The organism is Methylovulum psychrotolerans, assembly GCF_002923755.1.
Classification (GTDB): domain Bacteria; phylum Pseudomonadota; class Gammaproteobacteria; order Methylococcales; family Methylomonadaceae; genus Methylovulum; species Methylovulum psychrotolerans.
Window position 1 is genome coordinate 58,204 of the sequence record NZ_PGFZ01000013.1, and the last position, 18,934, is coordinate 77,137.

Sequence of the window (18,934 nt, forward strand, 5' to 3'; positions counted from 1 at the left end):
GCTGAGCGGACAAGGGTTTATTTCTGCTTAACCCTTAATACATAAAACCTGCCTTAAAGTATGCACGATTTCCACCAAGTCGCTTTGGTGCGCCATGACTTGGTCGATGTCTTTGTAAGCTGCCGGAATTTCATCAACCACGCCGCTGTCTTTGCGGCATTCAATCCCGCGCGTTTGCGCGTCGACATCATCGCTGTCAAAGCGTTTTTTGGCGGCACTGCGGCTCATCACCCGACCTGCACCATGGGAGCAGGAGCAGAAGGACTGCGGGTTGCCTTTGCCGCGCACGATATAGGATTTTGCCCCCATACTGCCGGGGATGATGCCCAACTCACCTTCACCCGCCCGGATTGCGCCTTTGCGGGTGATCCAGACCGACTTGCCGAAATGTTCTTCCCGCACCACATAATTGTGGTGGCAGTTAATGGCTTCTTTGGTGATACCGAACTTGGGCAGTTTTTTGCGCAAGGCTTCGCAAATCAAATACATCATCTCGCGGCGATTAGCCAGCGCGTAATCTTGCGCCCAACCCACCGCCTCCAAATAGTCGTCATAATGCGCCGCCCCTTCACTGAAGTACGCCAAATCTTTATCCGGCAGGTTAATCAAGTGCTGGCCCATATCTTTTTTCGCCAAGGCGATAAAGTATTCGCCCATGACATTACCGATACCCCGGCTACCCGAATGCAGCAACACCCAAACGTCGTCATTTTCATCCAAACATAATTCGATGAAATGGTTGCCGCCGCCTAAAGTACCCAATTGCCGCACCCAAGTCTGGTAAGGTTTTTTCTGCATGGTATTGAGCTTGCGGTGCTTGCCCAAAATGCTGTGCAAGCCTACCGCTAAGGCGGTGACGGTAGATTGCCTCGCCCGGTCTTGTTTGTGCATAGCAAAGCCCACTGGAATCGCCGCTTCGATAAACAGGCGCAAAGAGCGCAAGTTATCGGGCAAATCATGGGCTTTAATCGATAAGCGCAAGGCATTCATGCCGCAACCTATATCGACCCCCACTGCCGCCGGGATAATCGCCCCGGCAGTCGGAATGACCGAGCCGACCGTCGCGCCTTTGCCGCAGTGCACATCCGGCATCACGGCGATATGGCTATGGATGAACGGCAGTTGCGAGAGGTTATAGAGTTGCTGGAATGCCGCCGATTCAACCTCATCGGTATAAATTTTCACCGGCACTTTGCCTTTGGTCATAACGGTTTGAATAGGCATCAGCCAGCCCTCCCGTCTAAAATACCGACATAACAAAAGCTTAAAGTCGGCGTGTGTTTACGGTGTAAGGCCTGGGCCAAGGCCGAACGCAATAACCCTTGGATACGGTTTAAGGCTGCCAGCACTTCGGTTTCGGATACCGGCGTATCGGCGGCATATTGCCCGACGGTGACGCGGATACATTGCCCGTCGCCGTCCGGCTCTACCGATAACACCACTAAATCCCGCACTAAAGGCTGTTGCGCTTCGCCTGTTAAGACTAACGGCACGATACGCGCTGCTTCTTTACACAGTTGCAGATGTTTGCGCGGCGTTTTTTTCCGTGCCTGTTTAGCGGCTAAATAGCGCGGGTCGATACCGTCTTCCGCGCCGATGTCGGCACACAGGCGTGCCGCGTTTTTTGTCCAACGATGTTGGGTATTCATACAGACTCCCACTGACCAAACTTTAGGCAAAGCAAAGCCCTACCGTGTCCGGTTGTGTTAAAAAAATGGATTTTTTTGTGGAAGCCCCGACCCGTAAGATCGGACAGATTACCGAGGAATAACGGAGACGAGGCTGGATTTCATTACACTATCTAACATGGCAGCCTCCTAAATGCAGGTAAATGGATGGAAAGCGCGGCAATCTACGCGCTTTGCGCCGGTTTGTCAACTTATTTAATACTCAGGCCAATCCTAAGTAGCCGCCTGACAACCATACGGTGTGGCTGGCCGGGGGATTTATGAACAACGTAAGCCGTCATTATTGGAGCCATGTAAAAGCTTGCTGGGCTCTGTAGAGCCCAAAGGCTAATTGGCCAGGTCTTTTGCGATACTTTCCCGGACATTTTTTCTTATGGTTGCAGACATCTCCGGTTTCATTAATTTTGGACACGAATAGGTGTAACTATTTAAGATAATCTCGCAATTTTTGTTAAAGTCGATTTCGTCAATAGCCTGTTCTTTGGTATTCACCAGCGCACTCAGCGACGCTTTATTGCCATTGCGCACTTCAAAAGTGACCGTAATCGTATCCGTGCAGCCAGTCCGATAAACAATAAACTCGCCACCAGAGCGGCTGTCTATACGCTGATTTTCACAACTACCGTCTTTAGGCATAACAACATCATTAAAATGTATCCCTTGTTTTTTTAAATCATTAAAAACTTCCCAGGCATATTTTCTATAGTATTTTTCTAGCTTTGCTTTGGCGGCCATAATCAAGTTACGGTTATTTTCTTGCTCTTGTTCTTTATGCTGATTCTCTTTATCGGCTTTTTTGAGGCGGGCGGCAATGGATAAGATAGGATCTGAACTGGTTTTATCCTCATCTGCCGCTGGGCTTGCTTCACGGCTTTTATTTTTCAATAACGCCGCTTGATGCAATTCACAGGCCTTTATGTTATCAAAATAAAAATAATCGATATTTTCATTGTTGACGCTATCATAGCGATGGGCTGAAAAGACCCGGCCACTTTTTTTCTGCGGTGATATTTCTGCATCCACTAATTCATTGCCATATTTTTGAAGCAATTTGTTGCGTTGCTCTTCTAGCGAAGGGGTATCGAAATGTTTACAGAGTTCGGTGCCGGCTGCAATAGCTTCAGCAGTAGCCGCCCAATAAATGCCGCCTTGCGGTTTTTTTTGTTGGGCATGACCTGTACCCGCCATAACCAATAGGGCAAGTCCCCCAACCGCTAGAAAACAATCCGAACGCATAGTTACTCCAAAGAATGTTAAGTTAAAAACGCAAGTTTAGAGCAGCTGCGTACTAATGCAAGTTTTTTGGTGTATCTTAACGGCAACCGTGTTTGCTGACGGGATAGCCATTTGAAGAGGGATAAACCAGACTTTAGTTTTTGGCCGGAGCAACGGCTGAAGCTGGAGTTGGAACAGGCGCAACAACCGCAGGTGGCACGACTTTTTCGGCAACTTCTTGCTTAACGGGTTTAACGCTTTTATGTTGAAACAGATTTTGTTGCCAAGCACCCACCAATGCCCCCAGAATAATGCCAATGACCAAGAAACTGCGCCACGGGGCTTTTTTCGTGGCAAACGGGTCAAGCAATTGACGCTCGGCATTTTTCGGCAATTTTGCCGTACTGGTCAACAAATGCCCGAACGGAATATTAATATAAGCCTTGGTGTTAATCGCCCATCCACTGGCATCAAGGATAGGGGCGAGATTGCGGCGGTGTAGCTTGAAAGAAGCGATCAGCATCGAAGGACCAGAAATGAATAATAAGATCCCCAACAATGATAAGGGCATCTGCCACCAGACCAGCGATAAAAAGCCGCTGACAATAGAAGCGATGGCTGCGCCTATCGCACCTATCGCCAAACCAATAGCGGCAAAAATGCCTGCAAATTTACCTGCATCAAACGGTACGGGCGCGGCCTCAGTGGCACTGATAGCGGCTGTACTGCCTGCCAAGGTTTTCGCTTGGGCTTCTTTATCACGGGCGGCGGCAAACTTTTCAATTTGTTCGGCGAGCATTTTGCCTAAGCGTTGATAAGGCGACCAAAACGCTTGGCCGATGCTGATCGGATGGTCGATAATTTTCACAATCGTGGCATCCCAATCGCCGCCTTGCCGGTCATAAAAAATCCCGTTACGCCCAACCAACAAATTATCCGCATCCCCGCCTGTAAAGGCGGCGGCAATGGTCATTTTTTCTTGTGTGCCGGGGCGGGTACAGTCGCAATAGGCCAAAAAAATCAGGCTGGAACTTGCCAAAGCACTATGCTTGGCAATGTCCGTCACTCTGATACATAAGCTACAGCTTCTGCCGTCTAAAAATAAAGTGCCGGCCTGAAAAATGCTGTGCGGGTTGGACGAATAAAAATCCCGGAAAGAGACGAAATTATTCAGCAAACGGTATAAGTCGCGGTAGTAATAAATTAATCGCTCGACCGATTCAATCGCCTCGGCTTCCGCCGCCAACGCTTGGTCTTTAGCAATCAAAAGGCTGAGCTGGTGCTGATAATCGCCCGCTAATAAAGCCTGTAGACGCTCTATGCTTAAGCGTTCAACGGCTTCGGCCGGTTTACTTTGCAGCCACAGGTCATAGCCGACAAACTTCGCTTTGGCTTCTTGCCATTGCGCCCAACTTAAAGACTCCAACCTACCCAGTAAAGGCAAGAAAACCGCTTGGTTTAACTGGCTTATCTGCACTGCCCAAGCCGGATTTAAACCTTTATTTAAAGGTAGCGGCTTATTGGCGGCGATACTTGCCAAGGGCAAGGCAAGCAGGGCTAAATCGGTCGCTGACAAATCATGCAAAGCCAGTTGTTCATATTGGGCGATTGAAGGGTTTAACAAGGTTGCCGCTTGCGGGTCAAATTCCGCCAGTTGGCAACGGGTGAAATAGTCGTCAATTTTCGGCTTAAGCTGCTTAAAGTTTTCTACGGCGATTAACGCATCCTCTCCTAGTAGCAGATTGTGGGTATTATCGTCAGTATCGACATGCCACCAGTCAATATAGGCCTGCACTTGACTGAAAAAGTCATCGACTTTTGCTTGGGTCACACCCAACTCGCCGCAACGGTCCGGCTCCCCGCCCACACAACTCAAAATGTCGGCAATCACCTGCTGGTAAGTCTCGTCATCGACGGCTTGGACGGGTATCACACCATCACCGTTAAACGGGGTTTGGGCAAAAATCTGGGCAATATCGGTAACATCGTCAACCGAAATTTCGTTGGCTTCCGGCTTATTGATGATTTTTAGGATTTCACGAGCCGAAGCCAAGAGTTTCGCACCTTCGGGGTGGGATTGGTCAATCGCCGCCAAAGGCAAAACACTATGGCCCGCTTTGATGTCCAAGGGGTTAATCAGCCGTGCGGTTGTCCATTGTAAAGCGACAACAATTTCCGGCGCGCGGATACGGCCATCTTTATCGGTATCCAGCAAGGCCAAGGTGCGGGGATCAAAATACAGGCCTTGGGTCGGGCAGCTGAGCGCTGTCCAGAGTTTTTGGTCTAACTCCGCCAACGCAATCAAATCTTCCGTGCGCTCCAACTTCACTTGATCAAAGCCTCCCACGCGGACAAATTGCCATTGGTGCGTTTTTTTCTCGGTGCTGGTATCGGCGACTGTGGGCATTAAAATCCTCTCCTAGTTAATGGGTAAGAAATTGTGGCGGCTAGCCACGACAATTTAATTGGATCACTATTTTCACAAGTTTACTGCTTTTGCTTATATGAAGCCACTTGGCAATGCTTTGGATTTGATCACGCGCCGTCATTTTCTTCAAGCCCGTCTTAACGTGGCCGTTTTGTCAGGTTTATGACAATCCCCCCATACCTCCACGGTATTGTCCTGTCAGCATTACACCAATAACCCACCAGACCCCGCAATTCCTGTGACTTAAGCAGTTGGCAAGCGTTTTGCTTTATCTCTGTTAAACGCTTTTTGACCTTGATAATCCTAGCCATGAAAAATCCCAACCGCCAGATCATCATTGACGATACCACGCTAAGAGATGGCGAGCAATCGGCGGGCGTGGCTTTTTCCCTAGACGAAAAGCTAGCGATAGCCACCCAACTGGCAGCGTTAGGCGTACCTGAATTGGAAATTGGCATTCCGGCCATGGGGGCAGTGGAACGCGAAGAAATCCAAGCCATTGCCGCATTAGGTTTACCTGCGCAATTGCTGGTCTGGTCGAGGATGCGCTACGATGATTTACGCGCTTGTTTAGGTCTGAATGTCCATAAAGTGGATTTGTCTATTTCCGCGTCCGACCAACATATCCAGCACAAACTTAAACAATCGCGGCAATGGGTGCTGAAAACCATCAGCGAACTGGTACAAGAAGCAAAAAACTTGGGTTTTGAGGTTTGTGTCGGCATGGAAGATGCGTCGCGGGCGGATGTCGGTTTTCTGGTACAAATGGCCGAAACCGCGCAAAAAGCCGGAGCGACCCGGATCCGCTTTGCCGACACAGTAGGCATTATGGAACCGTTCGGGGTGTTCAACACCATTAAAACCTTACGCGCCGCCACCGATTTGGCGATTGAAATGCACGCCCATGATGATTTAGGGCTGGCGACCGCCAACACTCTCGCCGCCGCTTTGGCAGGCGCTACCCATGTTAACACCACCGTCAATGGTTTGGGCGAGCGGGCGGGCAATGCCGCTTTCGAGGAAGTGGTGCTGGGCTTAAAGCAATTGTACGGTTTTGATACGGGCATCCAACTCGCACAGTTTCCGGCCTTGTCGGCTCTGGTCGCCAATGCCTCAGGCGATGCGATAGGTAGCCGCAAGAGCCTGATCGGCAAGAACGTATTCAGCCATGAGGCGGGTATCCATGTCGATGGCTTATTGAAAGATCCGCACAATTATCAAGGTGTAGACCCGGCTTTGGTCGGGCGTAGCCACCAACTGATCTTGGGCAAGCATTCAGGTACGCAGGGTGTTATCCATGCCTACCAACAACTGGGTATCAGTGTTAGCCGTCCACAGGCGCAAACACTGTTGCAGGCAGTCAGGCGGTTTGTCAGTACCCATAAACACCCCCCCTCAGCAGGTGACCTTAACCATTTTTATCAAAATTTATGAGGATTACAGCCATGAACGAAGAGTTTGATTTGCTTGTAGACCGTTGCGCCATTGAGGCCGAAGCCAGTGACACCGAGGAATTGCCAGGTATTGACGATGACCGTTATCCCGGTTCATTTTTCCGCATCCCCAGACCACCGATACCCGGCAAGACAGGCTGGAGCTTAAGGTAGTGGTCATGCTGATACCCAATCATCCGGCGGCAGACGCGCCTTTAAGCTTTTTTGCGCAATGGGCGGAAGATGTCAATTGTGTATTTGGCCGCGATCCGGCGGCGCGTAGCGTCATTGAAATATTGCTGACCTATTCGGGAGTCCATGCGGTGCTGTTACACCGTATCAGCCACCGTTTATGGCTGGGGCAATGGAAATTGGCGGCGCGGGTTTTGGCTGCTTTTGCGAAATGGATGACCAGTGTCGAAATCCACCCGGGTGCGACCGTCGGCAGGCGCTTGTTTATTGACCATGCTTTAGGGGTTGTTATTGGCGAAACCGCCGTGATCGGCAATGATGTCACTTTATATCATGGGGTGACGCTGGGCGGTACGACCTGGAATAAGGAAAAACGTCATCCGACCTTGGGCAATAACGTCTTGGTCGGGTCGGGGGCAAAAATCCTCGGAGCGATCACCTTAGGCAACAATGTCCGGGTCGGCGCAAATTCGGTGGTCGTCAAGGATGTGCCGCATTGCTGTACGGTGGTCGGCATCCCCGGACGCATCATCCAAAGCAAAGGCACGCAAATCCAGAACAAGCACGGCATTGACCTCGATCATCATCTGGTACCGGATCCGGTCGGTAAGGCTATTGCTTGCCTGATGGAACGCATTGACGAGCTAGAAGCCAAACAACTGCAACTGCACAAGGCGGTTGCCGAGCAACAGTGCGACTCCTGCGAAGCAGAAAGCCTCTGTGGGTCACATCAGGATGCGCCAATTAAACTGACGGTGAGCCTATAATGGATTTATTAGATTTTGAAGCCCAAGGTCTGTATTTTGACGAACCGGATGTGGCGGGTGTTAAAGAACTGATTGCCGAAGCGTCGGCACAGTATGGCGGCGGCAAGGCAGAATTGCCGTTATTAAAAGCCTATTTCAAAGCCCCTGAATCGTTGAATGTGTTAGTGGCCTTAAACCGTTTTTATTATTACCAGCATCGGCTAGATGATGCCCTTGCCGCGACGACAAAAGCTTTAGCGGTCATCAGAGAGGTGGTAGCTTTTCCCGAAGATTGGCGGGATTTGCAAATAAGCCATTTACAGACGGCGCCGGCGGCCTTATTGACCCAAGTCAGGCTGTATCTGTTTACCTTAAAAGCCATCGGTTTTTTACACATGCGCTTAGGGGATTTACAGGTGAGCCAAGCGATTTTTGAAAAATTGGTTGCGCTGGACAGCAAGAACAGGATCGGGGCAGAGGCCCTGTTGGAGTTGGTCATCCAACGCCAAGCGGAATTGTACGCCGCAACCGCCCAAGCCTCCGCTTGAACTTAATAATGGCTTAGCCTTAGCTACCGGAGTTATGTCATGTCAGAAACGAAAACCAAAACTGAGTCAAAGATTAAACCTGATGCCTTATTAACCATCATGGCCTGTGCCGCCTTCATCATGTTGGCTATTTATTTGCTGATTCAAGATTCGTCTTTAATCGGCCCTTTGTAATGTTGACAGCCCTTAGCGGAGAATACCATGAGTTTTGAAGAAGAAATGGAAGAACTGGAGTCCGCTGAAGACTTCTTGCAGTATTTCCAACTGCCTTACGAGGCCAGTGTCGTGCATGTCAACCGCCTGCATATTTTGCAGCGCTTCCACAATTATTTACAGCAAGGCGCGGACAGTATGCCCGAAGACGAGACCGCCAAACGCGCGGTCTACAGCAAATTGTTGACGCGGGCCTACCAGGATTTTGTCGACTCCGATGCGCAGACCGAAAAAGTCTTTAAGGTGTTCCACATGGGCGAGGCGCAAACGGCCTTTGTAGCCTTAAGCGATATAAAAACATGAAACCGGAACGCTTTGACGAAGGCCGCTTTGAATACGGCGAAGCGGTACGGGTAACGCGTAATGTCCGTAATGACGGTACTTATCCCGGCTTGGATGTCGGGCATTTGCTAGTGCGGCGCGGCAGCTTAGGCAATGTCGTGGAAGTCGGCACTTTTTTGCAGGATCAGGTGATTTTTACCGTACATTTCCTCAGCCAAGGCCGTATGGTCGGTTGCCGCTTAGAGGAATTGATCAGTGCCGATGAAGTCTGGAACCCCAGCCGCTTTGAATTTAGGGATAAAGTTGTCTGCACCCTCGATTTGGGTGTCCAAGGCAATGTGCTGGTGGCCAAAGGCAGTGACGGCGAGGTGATGAAGGTCATCCGTGACGATGCCCGCATCCAATATCACGTCGCATTTCATGCCCGCACCTTGCAAGTCCCCGAATCGGCCTTAGCCCCCGCACATCCAGAAACCTTTTGTGAGCCGGAGTTTTGATATGGAGCAGCCCCAAGCGGAAGCCTATAACCTACTAAGGACAGCATTGGCACTGTTCCAAAAATCCCCCGCCCATTTGGAAGACGCGCAGCTACAGCAAGTGCGCCTCCAAGCCAGCAAGGAATTACAACTGGAAAATCGGGTGCTGAATTCGTCGGAAGCCGCTACGGTAGTGATTAGCGAACAAGAAGTGCAAAACGCTTTTTTGGAAATCCGTAACCGTTACGATAATGACGGGGAATTTCTGGAAGAGCTATACCAAAACCGTCTTGATGAAGATAGCCTACGCGCCGCCTTATATCGGCAATGTAAGGTCGATACCGTCTTGGCGGTGGTCGGTAGCCGTGCCCCGACGGTCAGTGACGTGGAAATCGGCATTTACTACCATGTCCATACCGAGCAGTTCCGGCGGCCTGAACAACGTGAGGCCTGGCATATTTTTATCAGCATCAATGACGATTACCCGGAAAACACCCGGACGATGGCTTTGGCAAGACTCCAACAAATCGGTGCAAAGTTGCAGAAAAAGCCGTATAAATTTGCCGATTTGGCGTTGCAGCATTCCGAATGCCCGACCGCCCTGCAAGGTGGCCTGCTAGGCAAGGTGTCACGCGGCACGCTTTACCCTGAAATTGATGCCGTGCTGTTCACTTTGAAAGAAGGCGAAATCAGCGCGGTGGTGGAATCGGAAATCGGTTTCCATTTGGTGTTGTGCAAGCATATCCAAAAACCGGAAATCTTATCATTACAGAAAGCCACCCCCAAAATCCGCCAATTGATGGACGATAGGGCCAAACGGGTATGCCAGCGGGCGTGGCTGGCCGGTTTGGCTAAGGAAGCCGACGATAGGCACTAGCCCCGTATTTGCACAAGCCTGTATTTGCACAAGCCTGTATTTGCACAACTCTATTGAGGAAAGCCGTCATGACCATTAAAGAAATTAAGCACTGTTCTTTTTGCGGTATCGAACAATCCGCTTCCATACCCTTGATAGCCGGTGCGGAAGGCTATATTTGCGGGGCTTGTGTAGCGCTGGCGCATCAAGTGGTCAGTAACTGGAGCCGCAAGAAAGAATTGTCAAAAATGCAGGGGACATTACCTATCCCGGTAAAAATTAAAGAGCATCTTGACCAGTATGTGATCGGCCAGCAGCTTGCCAAAGAAATTTTGGCGGTGGCCGTCTATAACCACTATAAGCGCCTGAAACATGAGAGCGGTGATGCCGGTCTGGGGCAATTTGACAAAGATGTCGAAATCGGCAAATCCAACCTGCTGCTGATAGGGCCATCAGGCACAGGTAAAACCTTATTAGCCAGTACGCTGGCGAAAATTGTCGGCGTGCCGTTTGTGGTCGCCGATGCCACCACCCTGACGCAAGCCGGTTATGTCGGTGATGATGTCGAAAATATCTTGGTACGTTTGCTGGATGTCGCCGAAGGCAATATGGCGAATGCCGAATGGGGTATTGTTTATCTGGATGAAATCGACAAAATCGCCCGCAGCCCGGAGCAACCTACCGGCACCCGTGACGTGTCCGGCGAAGGTGTGCAACAGGCTTTGTTAAGGCTGGTGGAAGGATCACAGGTCAAATTACCCAACAAAGGCCGCCACAGCAAAGAAGGCAGCGATTTGATTATGGACACCCGCAATATTTTGTTCATTGCAGGCGGCTCTTTCCCTGGCTTGGAAAAGCATGTCGAAAAACGCTTAGTTCCCAGCAATACGGCCATCGGTTTCCATGCCAGCGTTAACCAAACCAACGAAAAACCCAGTTTGGAGGCGATGCTCAACGCCACCCAACCCAGCGATTTGCGCAAATTTGGTTTGATACCTGAGTTTATCGGGCGCTTTCCGGTCTTAGCCCCGTTGGAGCCTTTGGACATTGACGCGCTAATCCGGGTGCTGACCGAACCGAAAAATGCCTTGCTCAAACAATACCAGCAATTGTTTGCTTATGAAGGCGTGGCCTTAGAATTTACCCAAGAAGCCTTAGCGGCCATTGCCCAAAAAGCTATAGAGCGCGAGACCGGAGCGCGGGGGTTACGGAGCATTATGGAACAAATCCTCAGAAAAACCATGTTCGACATCCCCTCGGCCAGCGATGTTGAGCAATGTCTGATTGATGCCGATGCCGTACAAGGCACAGGCGATGTCCGCTTGATTAAGAAAGCAGCGGCGGACGGGCTTCGGCAACAGGCGGGGTAGGGGGCTTAATAGCCCCTTACAGGGATGCACATAGATTGACGTAGCCGAGACGTGCTGGCTTTAAGTGGCACACTTAAAGCCAGCCTTTCAAAACTACCCACCCGACTATTATCTACAACAGGGCATAAGCCGTACGCCTAACAGCAACCAACTCACTTTCCCGTATTTTATGACTACCATGAAAACCGAAGACAAAATCCGCCAACAACTGGCCACGAATCCGATTCTGCTCTATATGAAAGGCGTGCCGGAAAATCCCCAGTGCGGTTTTTCCGCCAAAACGGTGGGCATCCTGAAATCGACCGGTTGCCAATATGCTTATGTCAACGTCTTGGCCGCACCTTTTATCCGCGAAAAGCTACCCAGCATTTCCCATTGGCCGACCTATCCGCAATTGTTCGTCAATGGTGAACTGGTCGGCGGTTGCGACATTGTTGAAGCCATGGCGAACGACGGCAGCTTGTTACCGTTGTTAAACTCGGCGACCCCAAAAACCGAAGCTGCTAGCGACGGGCATTTATCGGTGGCAGACGTAGAACAACTGATCAAGCAAGGCATCAGCGACGCACAAGTGCTGGTTGACGGTGAAGGCTGCGACTTAGTGCTTACCGTCATCAGCGGCGAATTTAGGGATTTGTCTCTTGTGAAAAAGCAGCAATGGGTATTGTCGACCTTAAAAGACCCGCTGGCATCCGGCAAGCTCCACGCCGTTAGTGTCAAAGCCTATACCCCAGAAGAATGGCAGGAAAGTCAAGCCCAGCCCACAGGCGGCTTGTTACAGATACAATTGTGATTATCCCCTTGGCCTGAACAAGTCTTGGGTGGCATGATCTTAGCTAGTGGAGAATAGTATGGCGAAAATAGGCATTTTTTTTGGTACCGATACCGGTAACACCCGCCGGGTGGCGAAAGACATAGCCACCCTGTTGGGGGTGGATTTAGCGGCCAAACCCGTTAACATCCGCACGGCCAACGTCGACGACCTGCTGCAATACGACGTGTTGATCTTAGGTGCGCCGACTTACGGCGAAGGCGAATTGCCGGGCTTGGGTACGGGTAATGCGACCGAGAGCTGGGCGGAATTTTTACCGAAATTGATCGGTCACGATTTCAGCGGTAAAACCGTCGCCATTTATGGTTTAGGCAACCAGAAAGGCTATCCCAATGACTTTGTCAGTGCCATGGCTTATCTGTACGACAGCTTCCGGCAATGCGGCGCCGCCATCGTCGGAGCCTGCCCTACCGACGGCTATAAATTCAAACACTCTAAATCTGTTATCGACGGGTTGTTTGTCGGCTTGGCATTGGATCAGGAAAACCAAAAAGAACTGACCCAAGAACGTCTGGGCACTTGGCTGCAAAGCCTGCAAACGGTTTGGGCTTAACGGCCATGACCGTACTGCACCCTAAGCTGAAGGCCATTTGCCCAGTGGCACAGTTGCAGCAACAGCCCTTTACGACGCGCAATATCACCCTGAAAAACCAGCCTGCTTCGGCGCTGGTTTTTTGGTTCGACGGTTCTGCTTACAGTTACGTCAACCACTGTATGCACATGCACCGGCCTTTAAACTGCGAACAGGACGCTATTTTTGATGAAACCGGCAATTATCTGCGCTGCTCCATGCACGGTTTTATCTTTGACCCCAAAACGGGCGAGTGCCAAAGCCCCGTCTGTTTGGGACAACGCTTGCAAGCCTTACGCTTGCAAGAACATGAAGGGATGCTCTATTTTGCCGAGAAGCATCTGACATTGCTTGATTGAGAGCCTATTTATGATAGAAGCGACCGCTGTAGTGGTGAAAACCACCGACCAACAAATTTGGATCACAGGCGGCGAACAGTCCGCCTGTGGGGCTTGCCAGCAAAAAGCCTCGTGCACAACAGCGGCACTGGACAGCACCTTCAAAAAAAAGCCCGTACCGATTACCAGCGCGTTGCCGCTAAACACTGGCGACCGGGTGTTGGTAGCGATTGATGAAGGCGTGGTGTTACGCAGTACCTTACTGTTATACCTATTGCCTTTACTGGCTTTGTTGCTCGGTGCAGGACTGGCGGAAAGCCTGTTCGGGCAACAACAACATGCCGATTTATGGATTGCCGCCAGTGCCATCGGCAGTTTGTTGCTGTCACTGTACCTGATCCATAAAGGCCAAAACTTAGGCCTAGTGGGAACGCCCCCCGCGCCTGTCATTATTAAAAAGCTTTAACCCACCTGTTATTTATGAATGTCTGGGCCATTAATAAAGACACGCCCCTTAAACTGCTGCTATTAGAATTAGTGCATTGTTATGGGGAAAATGCCCTGGCATTAAACACCCGCGAGCAACACTTTCAGGCCATCGAGTTATGTACTCTAGCAGACTCCAGTTTGGCCGCCTATATTTATACCTTTGCGCAATCGCCCGGACGTTACGGCATCGACCTAAAATATCCCATTGCCGAGCATAATATCGTCGGCGAAAACGAAAACCTGACCTTAGCGCAAATCTTAGACATTATCGCCAGCCATCTTTTCTCCTAAAGCGTCCTTCGCTTAGGGCAAGCCTTAACCTATTCAAGCTGGCAACCGTAACAGGATGCAGTTGTCGTCAGCAAAGCCCTATGGCATGATATAGCTAACGCAGTATAAATTGATTGTAAAGCCGTTCGCCCTGAGCTTGTCGAAGGGCTCACCACGAACGGCATCATTTTATTGTGCTTTAGCTATATTATCAACGCTTCGCGCCAACTTGCCAAAATTTTGGCCACAATAAAGTAGTGCTTAGCCTTTCCCTCGCCTCAACGATAATTCATCATGATAAAAATCAGTATCCTTTACCCGAATACACCGAATAGCCGCTTTGATATGGCCTATTACCTTGAGCAGCATATGCCCTTGTCTATCAGCCTGCTAAGCGCACATCCTGATTTTCAAAGCGTTTCAGTCGAGCAAGGGCTGAGCGGTGTCATGCCCGGCAGCCCGCCTACTTATTCTGTCATGTGCCATTTTCTGTTTACTTCCATAGAAAGTTTTATTGCCGCCTTCATGCCCCATGCCGCCCAATTGCAGGCGGATATAGCCAATTACACCGACGTGGAACCGATCATCCAATTTAATCAAGTGCTGGTAAGCCAATAAGCAGACTAATGACAACTGGACGCATCACTTTCAGCAGGGCAGGCTTGGGCGACGTTGGCACAATAGCGGTTATGGTCGGTGAATTATTGGAGGAAATTATGTCTGCCAGCGGCACACAAGCCTTCAACTTTAATCGGGCGGAAACTGACGCGCGTCTGACGGAGTTTATTAGCCAAGACCAATACATCGTCTTCATAGCGCAGAGTGAAGAGGCCGGGGCAGTAGGGTTTGTCAGCCTTTATAAAAGCCTGGCCTTATACGCTGAAGGCTATTTCGGCACTATCGCCGAATGCTATGTGCGGCCTAAGTACCGCTCCCAAAGCATCGGGCGCGGCTTATTGGCACAAGCCAAAGCCTACGCACTTAACCAAGGCTGGCAGCGTTTGGAAGTGACCACACCACCCCTACCGCCCTTCGATAGGACGCTGGCATTCTACGGACGCGAAGGCTTTAACGTAGCAGGCGGGCGAAAAATGAAAGTGCTGCTGTAGGGGAGGGGGCTGTCAGCATCCTGCAAAGCTTATGGAACAGATTAAATCCGCCCTGATAGCCTGAGCATAAAATAACAACCCGTTGGCCTTATAAAGGAACCACCTTGATGTTGACCGAAAAATATCTAAACCCTTTCACCGATTATGGGTTTAAACGGATTTTTGGTGAAGAAGCCCATAAAGATCTGCTGCTGGATTTTCTCAACGAATTATTGCGCGAAGAACAAGGCGAAATAAAAACCCTGACGTTTCTAAAAACCGAGCAGTTAGGCTCCACCGAAACCGACCGCAAAGCGATTTTTGACTTATATTGCGAAAATGAAAAAGGCGAAAAGTTTATTGTCGAACTGCAAAAAACCAAGCAAAACTTTTTTAAAGATAGGGCGTTATATTATTCGACCTTCCCGATTCAAGAACAGGCCAAACGGGCCAATTGGAATTACCGCCTGACCGCCGTCTACACCATCGCCATTTTAGATTTTGTCTTTGATGAAGATAAGAATGACACCGATAAATATAAATACTTTGTCAAACTCAGTGATATTGAAACCAACAAAGTGTTTTACAACAAATTGACCTTTGTCTATTTAGAAATGCCCAAATTCAACAAAGCATTGGCTGAAATAGACAGCCGTTTTGAAAAATGGCTGTATGTGCTTAAGCATTTACCCGAACTGGAAAAAATCCCCGCCAAACTGACGGAGAAAATATTCAAACGCCTATTTGAAGTCGCCGAAATTGCCAAATTTAACCATGAACAGCTCATACAATATGAAGACAGCCTAAAGTATTACCGGGATTTGAATAATTCGTTTGCTACCGCGCGGGAAGACGGTAAATCGCAGGGCTTGGCTGTGGGATTGGCAGAAGGCCTAGCTCAGGGCTTGGCTAAGGGATTAACACAAGGGAAAATAGCAGAAAAAGTGACGCTGGCGACTAAGATGAAAGCCAAAGGCTACACGTTAGACGAAATTATCGAACTGACAGGATTAGATCCGCAAACGCTGGAGAATTTATAGGGCTAGTTTGGCAAAGCCCCCAAACCCCACGACGTGACCATGAAAAAGTTCGTCATATTCGCCGCCGTGGGATATTCATTTTATTTTTTAAGCTGCCTGTGCGGCAGTAAATAAGCCAACAAAACACCACCCATTATCCAAGAATTTCTAAGCTGCCTGTGCGGCAGTAAACAGGCGTTAACGCGCGGGGTGAAATCCCGGTCTTTTCTAAGCTGCCTGTGCGGCAGTAAACCATCTATCAAAGAGAGCGTCTTACCCGCGCCCTTTCTAAGCTGCCTGTGCGGCAGTAAACTTTCATCAACAAAAAGCGATTTCTGACGCAATTTTCTAAGCTGCCTGTGCGGCAGTAAACTTGACGGTAAGCCAAAGTCGATGCACCTATCTTTTCTAAGCTGCCTGTGCGGCAATAAACAGCTTAAGCAGATCACCCAGCGCAAGCGGCCATTTCTAAGCTGCCTGTGCGGCAGTAAACGCGCAGTTTGTTAATGTGATGCGTGTGCATTTTTTCTAAGCTGCCTGTGCGGCAGTAAACTTAGCCAACCATCCTCATGCCATTTTTTAAATTTTCTAAGCTGCCTGTGCGGCAGTAAACCAGTCCTTACTTAACGTCTGGCTGATGTTGGTTTTCTAAGCTGCCTGTGCGGCAGTAAACTCTCGATTTTCCGTCCTCCGCCCGTATCCTTTTTTCTAAGCTGCCTGTGCGGCAGTAAACCGCTGACGCGCTACATGGCAAGTGCGCTTCGCTTTCTAAGCTGCCTGTGCGGCAGTAAACAACGCTGAGTGATTCAATCCAAAGCAATAAAGTTTCTAAGCTGCCTGTGCGGCAGTAAACTGCCAACGGATTTTCAAAGTGTCGGCCAGAACTTTCTAAGCTGCCTGTGCGGCAGTAAACGCTTGCCATGATGCGGTACACGGGAGATGTTATTTCTAAGCTGCCTGTGCGGCAGTAAACTTGACGATCTCGAAGAAAGGATGCGTAAGACATTTCTAAGCTGCCTGTGCGGCAGTAAACCCCGATTACTTGCCTACTGCAAGCCAGAAAAATTTCTAAGCTGCCTGTGCGGCAGTAAACAACATCAGGCAAAAGAGTCGAGATACAACTCATTTCTAAGCTGCCTGTGCGGCAGTAAACGTCAAATGAGTGCCTGCTTGATATTGGCGCAATTTCTAAGCTGCCTGTGCGGCAGTAAACCCTTGGGCGAAACCATAACGGCGCAAATTACTTTTCTAAGCTGCCTGTGCGGCAGTAAACCAGAAGTTCGTACTTTTGGGCAGTTTTCTTTTTTTCTAAGCTGCCTGTGCGGCAGTAAACATAGCTTTAAGGTAGCCCTGCAGGACTTCGGGTTTCTAAGCTGCCTGTGCGGCAGTAAACGCGGCTAAAGCGGGGGTTAAGGCCGCTAGCACTTTCTAAGCTGCCTGTGCGGCAGTAAACTCAAGCTAAGACGCTTTTTTATAAAAACTCTATTTCTAAGCTGCCTGTGCGGCAGTAAACTGTCCTATCGCCCCACATAGCCAACGCATTGCTTTCTAAGCTGCCTGTGCGGCAGTAAACCCACGCCCAATGCGTGGAGATCGAGTTTATCATTTCTAAGCTGCCTGTGCGGCAGTAAACAGACTCAAGCCTAACAATCCGCTTGACCAGCATTTCTAAGCTGCCTGTGCGGCAGTAAACGCCCCGCCGCCTGACCCAATGACACATTTTATTTTCTAAGCTGCCTGTGCGGCAGTAAACATACCCAGCCCATTCACCACAAACTGCATCCCTTTCTAAGCTGCCTGTGCGGCAGTAAACTGACCTCAAAACCTCTGAAAGCCAGTTGTGTAGCAGTATACAGGAGATTTTACCGTTATTCACCATCCAAAAAACACCGCCACACAACCAACTGATTTTACTATATTTTTAAAGAGCGCAAAAAAGATGGGTCAAAATTCGGGTACAGTGGAAACGGCACTTAGGCCATAACTGCTGAATGCCGCCCCCGACGGCTCTGCAACTACCGTTTTTTTAATCCACAGGCAAAACGTCTGCCCGCCGCTCAGGCTTGTCAAGCGGATAAACGGGGTAGCGACGGTTTTTTGCGGCATATCGCAATAACGGAATTGCGTTTTGTAATCCGCGTCAGGGGGAGCCTTGGCGGTTAAATCAATAGTGCTATGCAACGCCGTTTCGAAGGCCATATTATGCCTTTTAGCATAACGCCTGGCTAAACGCTCTTTGTTGGTTTTGGGATGTTCGCGTTGATAAGTGGCGAACCCGCTGAGTTTTTCCGGCACAGGGCGAATGCTTGTGCAATGCACATAGTCGCTCAGCCGGGCTAACCAATAGCTGGCATTAAATTGCCTGAGCGTCGCCTCATATTCCGCGAACAAACGTAATTTGCTGCCCAAAACGCTGTATTTTTCGCCGATGACATACTCAGGAAACGTCACGCCAATGGGTACACAACCTTGCTCATCCTGTATCTCAACCAGCCCTAAGTGGATTTGTTGGAAAACTTTTGACCAAAGACTAAAAAGGTTAATGTCCGAGTTATCTATTAAGGTTATTTCAATATAATATTTCATAAATACTCGTTATACTCGAAGTTTATTAATACAAGCATACGCGAGACCCTTTTTACCTAAATAAAAACTCGAAACCCCAGCCGCTTCGATCATGTTTTCAAGCTCAATAGCTCTATTTAGCGGTATATTTAGATCAATTGTTAATATTCCGCTAGCTTTAGAAAGCTTAGTGGGAGTACCGCCACACCTTTTTTTCCCTCCGGCCAATGGATTCAGAAAATCTCTTATGCCATTAAAGCCAAAAGGATTAAAGCCCTGAATATTACCATTTTTATTAACAAAGCTCGAAGTATC

General features: G+C 49.4%; 23 protein-coding genes and 1 CRISPR repeat array. Of the genes, 17 read left to right on the forward strand and 6 right to left on the reverse strand.

All coding sequences use genetic code 11. From position 1 onward, the window contains the following. Nucleotides 1–27: 27 nt before the first annotated feature. From AADEFJLK_RS20035 to AADEFJLK_RS20050, 4 genes are all read right to left on the reverse strand, one after another. Nucleotides 28–1,224, reverse strand: coding sequence for an RtcB family protein (locus tag AADEFJLK_RS20035; RefSeq protein ID WP_103975522.1), 1,197 nt, complete (start codon nt 1,222–1,224; stop codon nt 28–30). Beyond that, on the reverse strand, nt 1,224–1,649 hold the full coding sequence (locus AADEFJLK_RS20040) for a ribosome-binding factor A (RefSeq protein WP_103975523.1): 426 nt from the start codon (nt 1,647–1,649) through the stop codon (nt 1,224–1,226). The genes AADEFJLK_RS20035 and AADEFJLK_RS20040 overlap by 1 nt, the downstream gene beginning before the upstream one ends. 366 nt (nt 1,650–2,015) lie before the next feature. After that, on the reverse strand, nt 2,016–2,924 hold the full coding sequence (locus AADEFJLK_RS20045; protein ID WP_146054680.1) for a hypothetical protein: 909 nt from the start codon (nt 2,922–2,924) through the stop codon (nt 2,016–2,018). Nucleotides 2,925–3,057: 133 nt separating this feature from the next. Further along, the gene (locus tag AADEFJLK_RS20050; protein WP_103975525.1) at nt 3,058–5,310 is read right to left on the reverse strand and encodes a hypothetical protein; all 2,253 of its coding nucleotides are present in this window, start codon (nt 5,308–5,310) and stop codon (nt 3,058–3,060) included. 330 nt (nt 5,311–5,640) lie between these two features. On the opposite strand from AADEFJLK_RS20050, the gene nifV reads away from it, so the two are divergent. The 17 genes from nifV (at nt 5,641) to AADEFJLK_RS20125 (ending at nt 16,075) form a co-directional block, all read left to right on the forward strand. After that, nucleotides 5,641–6,765 (forward strand): homocitrate synthase, encoded by a 1,125-nt coding sequence (nifV, locus tag AADEFJLK_RS20055; protein WP_103975526.1) that lies wholly within the window; start codon nt 5,641–5,643, stop codon nt 6,763–6,765. 11 nt (nt 6,766–6,776) lie between these two features. Next, on the forward strand, nt 6,777–6,938 hold the full coding sequence (locus AADEFJLK_RS24745) for a hypothetical protein (protein ID WP_170065192.1): 162 nt from the start codon (nt 6,777–6,779) through the stop codon (nt 6,936–6,938). A 5-nt stretch (nt 6,939–6,943) separates the two neighbouring features. Continuing rightward, nucleotides 6,944–7,723, forward strand: a complete 780-nt coding sequence (cysE, locus tag AADEFJLK_RS20060) for a serine O-acetyltransferase (protein WP_103975527.1) — start codon at nt 6,944–6,946, stop codon at nt 7,721–7,723. Next, nucleotides 7,723–8,250, forward strand: coding sequence for a hypothetical protein (locus AADEFJLK_RS20065; RefSeq protein ID WP_088620839.1), 528 nt, complete (start codon nt 7,723–7,725; stop codon nt 8,248–8,250). Before cysE ends, AADEFJLK_RS20065 begins: the two co-directional genes overlap by 1 nt. A gap of 39 nt (nt 8,251–8,289) precedes the next feature. After that, nucleotides 8,290–8,424 carry a hypothetical protein gene (locus AADEFJLK_RS25940; protein WP_269766570.1) on the forward strand — a complete coding sequence of 45 codons (135 nt, stop codon included), beginning with the start codon at nt 8,290–8,292 and terminating at the stop codon, nt 8,422–8,424. Between the two features lie 27 nt (nt 8,425–8,451). After that, nucleotides 8,452–8,766 (forward strand): nitrogenase-stabilizing/protective protein NifW, encoded by a 315-nt coding sequence (gene nifW, locus AADEFJLK_RS20070; RefSeq protein ID WP_088620840.1) that lies wholly within the window; start codon nt 8,452–8,454, stop codon nt 8,764–8,766. Further along, on the forward strand, nt 8,763–9,242 hold the full coding sequence (locus tag AADEFJLK_RS20075; protein ID WP_088620841.1) for a nitrogen fixation protein NifZ: 480 nt from the start codon (nt 8,763–8,765) through the stop codon (nt 9,240–9,242). The genes nifW and AADEFJLK_RS20075 overlap by 4 nt, the downstream gene beginning before the upstream one ends. Before the next feature lies 1 nt (nt 9,243). Beyond that, complete coding sequence (gene nifM, locus AADEFJLK_RS20080) at nt 9,244–10,098, forward strand: nitrogen fixation protein NifM (RefSeq protein WP_088620842.1); 855 nt, start codon at nt 9,244–9,246, stop codon at nt 10,096–10,098. A gap of 68 nt (nt 10,099–10,166) precedes the next feature. Next, nucleotides 10,167–11,447, forward strand: coding sequence for an ATP-dependent Clp protease ATP-binding subunit ClpX (clpX, locus tag AADEFJLK_RS20085; protein WP_088620843.1), 1,281 nt, complete (start codon nt 10,167–10,169; stop codon nt 11,445–11,447). 169 nt (nt 11,448–11,616) lie between these two features. Further along, nucleotides 11,617–12,240, forward strand: a complete 624-nt coding sequence (grxD, locus tag AADEFJLK_RS20090) for a Grx4 family monothiol glutaredoxin (protein ID WP_103975537.1) — start codon at nt 11,617–11,619, stop codon at nt 12,238–12,240. Nucleotides 12,241–12,298: 58 nt separating this feature from the next. Then, nucleotides 12,299–12,832, forward strand: coding sequence for a flavodoxin (locus AADEFJLK_RS20095; RefSeq protein ID WP_103975528.1), 534 nt, complete (start codon nt 12,299–12,301; stop codon nt 12,830–12,832). 5 nt (nt 12,833–12,837) lie between these two features. Continuing rightward, nucleotides 12,838–13,209 carry a Rieske (2Fe-2S) protein gene (locus tag AADEFJLK_RS20100; RefSeq protein ID WP_088621696.1) on the forward strand — a complete coding sequence of 124 codons (372 nt, stop codon included), beginning with the start codon at nt 12,838–12,840 and terminating at the stop codon, nt 13,207–13,209. A gap of 10 nt (nt 13,210–13,219) precedes the next feature. Then, on the forward strand, nt 13,220–13,654 hold the full coding sequence (locus tag AADEFJLK_RS20105) for a SoxR reducing system RseC family protein (protein ID WP_103975529.1): 435 nt from the start codon (nt 13,220–13,222) through the stop codon (nt 13,652–13,654). A gap of 14 nt (nt 13,655–13,668) precedes the next feature. Then, nucleotides 13,669–13,968, forward strand: coding sequence for a hypothetical protein (locus tag AADEFJLK_RS20110; protein ID WP_088620846.1), 300 nt, complete (start codon nt 13,669–13,671; stop codon nt 13,966–13,968). Nucleotides 13,969–14,241: 273 nt separating this feature from the next. Then, nucleotides 14,242–14,565, forward strand: coding sequence for an EthD family reductase (locus AADEFJLK_RS20115; RefSeq protein ID WP_103975530.1), 324 nt, complete (start codon nt 14,242–14,244; stop codon nt 14,563–14,565). 8 nt (nt 14,566–14,573) lie between these two features. Next, the gene (locus AADEFJLK_RS20120; protein ID WP_211299278.1) at nt 14,574–15,056 is read left to right on the forward strand and encodes a GNAT family N-acetyltransferase; all 483 of its coding nucleotides are present in this window, start codon (nt 14,574–14,576) and stop codon (nt 15,054–15,056) included. 107 nt (nt 15,057–15,163) lie between these two features. After that, on the forward strand, nt 15,164–16,075 hold the full coding sequence (locus AADEFJLK_RS20125; protein ID WP_088620849.1) for an Rpn family recombination-promoting nuclease/putative transposase: 912 nt from the start codon (nt 15,164–15,166) through the stop codon (nt 16,073–16,075). Between the two features lie 84 nt (nt 16,076–16,159). Continuing rightward, nucleotides 16,160–17,867: a CRISPR direct-repeat array (repeat unit 28 nt; unit sequence TTTCTAAGCTGCCTGTGCGGCAGTAAAC). Between the two features lie 131 nt (nt 17,868–17,998). Here AADEFJLK_RS20125 and cas6f read toward each other — a convergent pair. Beyond that, a complete protein-coding gene (cas6f, locus tag AADEFJLK_RS20130) occupies nt 17,999–18,640 on the reverse strand; it encodes a type I-F CRISPR-associated endoribonuclease Cas6/Csy4 (protein ID WP_103975531.1) in 642 nt (213 codons plus the stop codon). Nucleotides 18,641–18,649: 9 nt separating this feature from the next. After that, nucleotides 18,650–18,934, reverse strand: a 285-nt coding sequence (locus tag AADEFJLK_RS24750) for a hypothetical protein (protein ID WP_211299279.1), incomplete at its 5' end; no start/stop codon positions are given.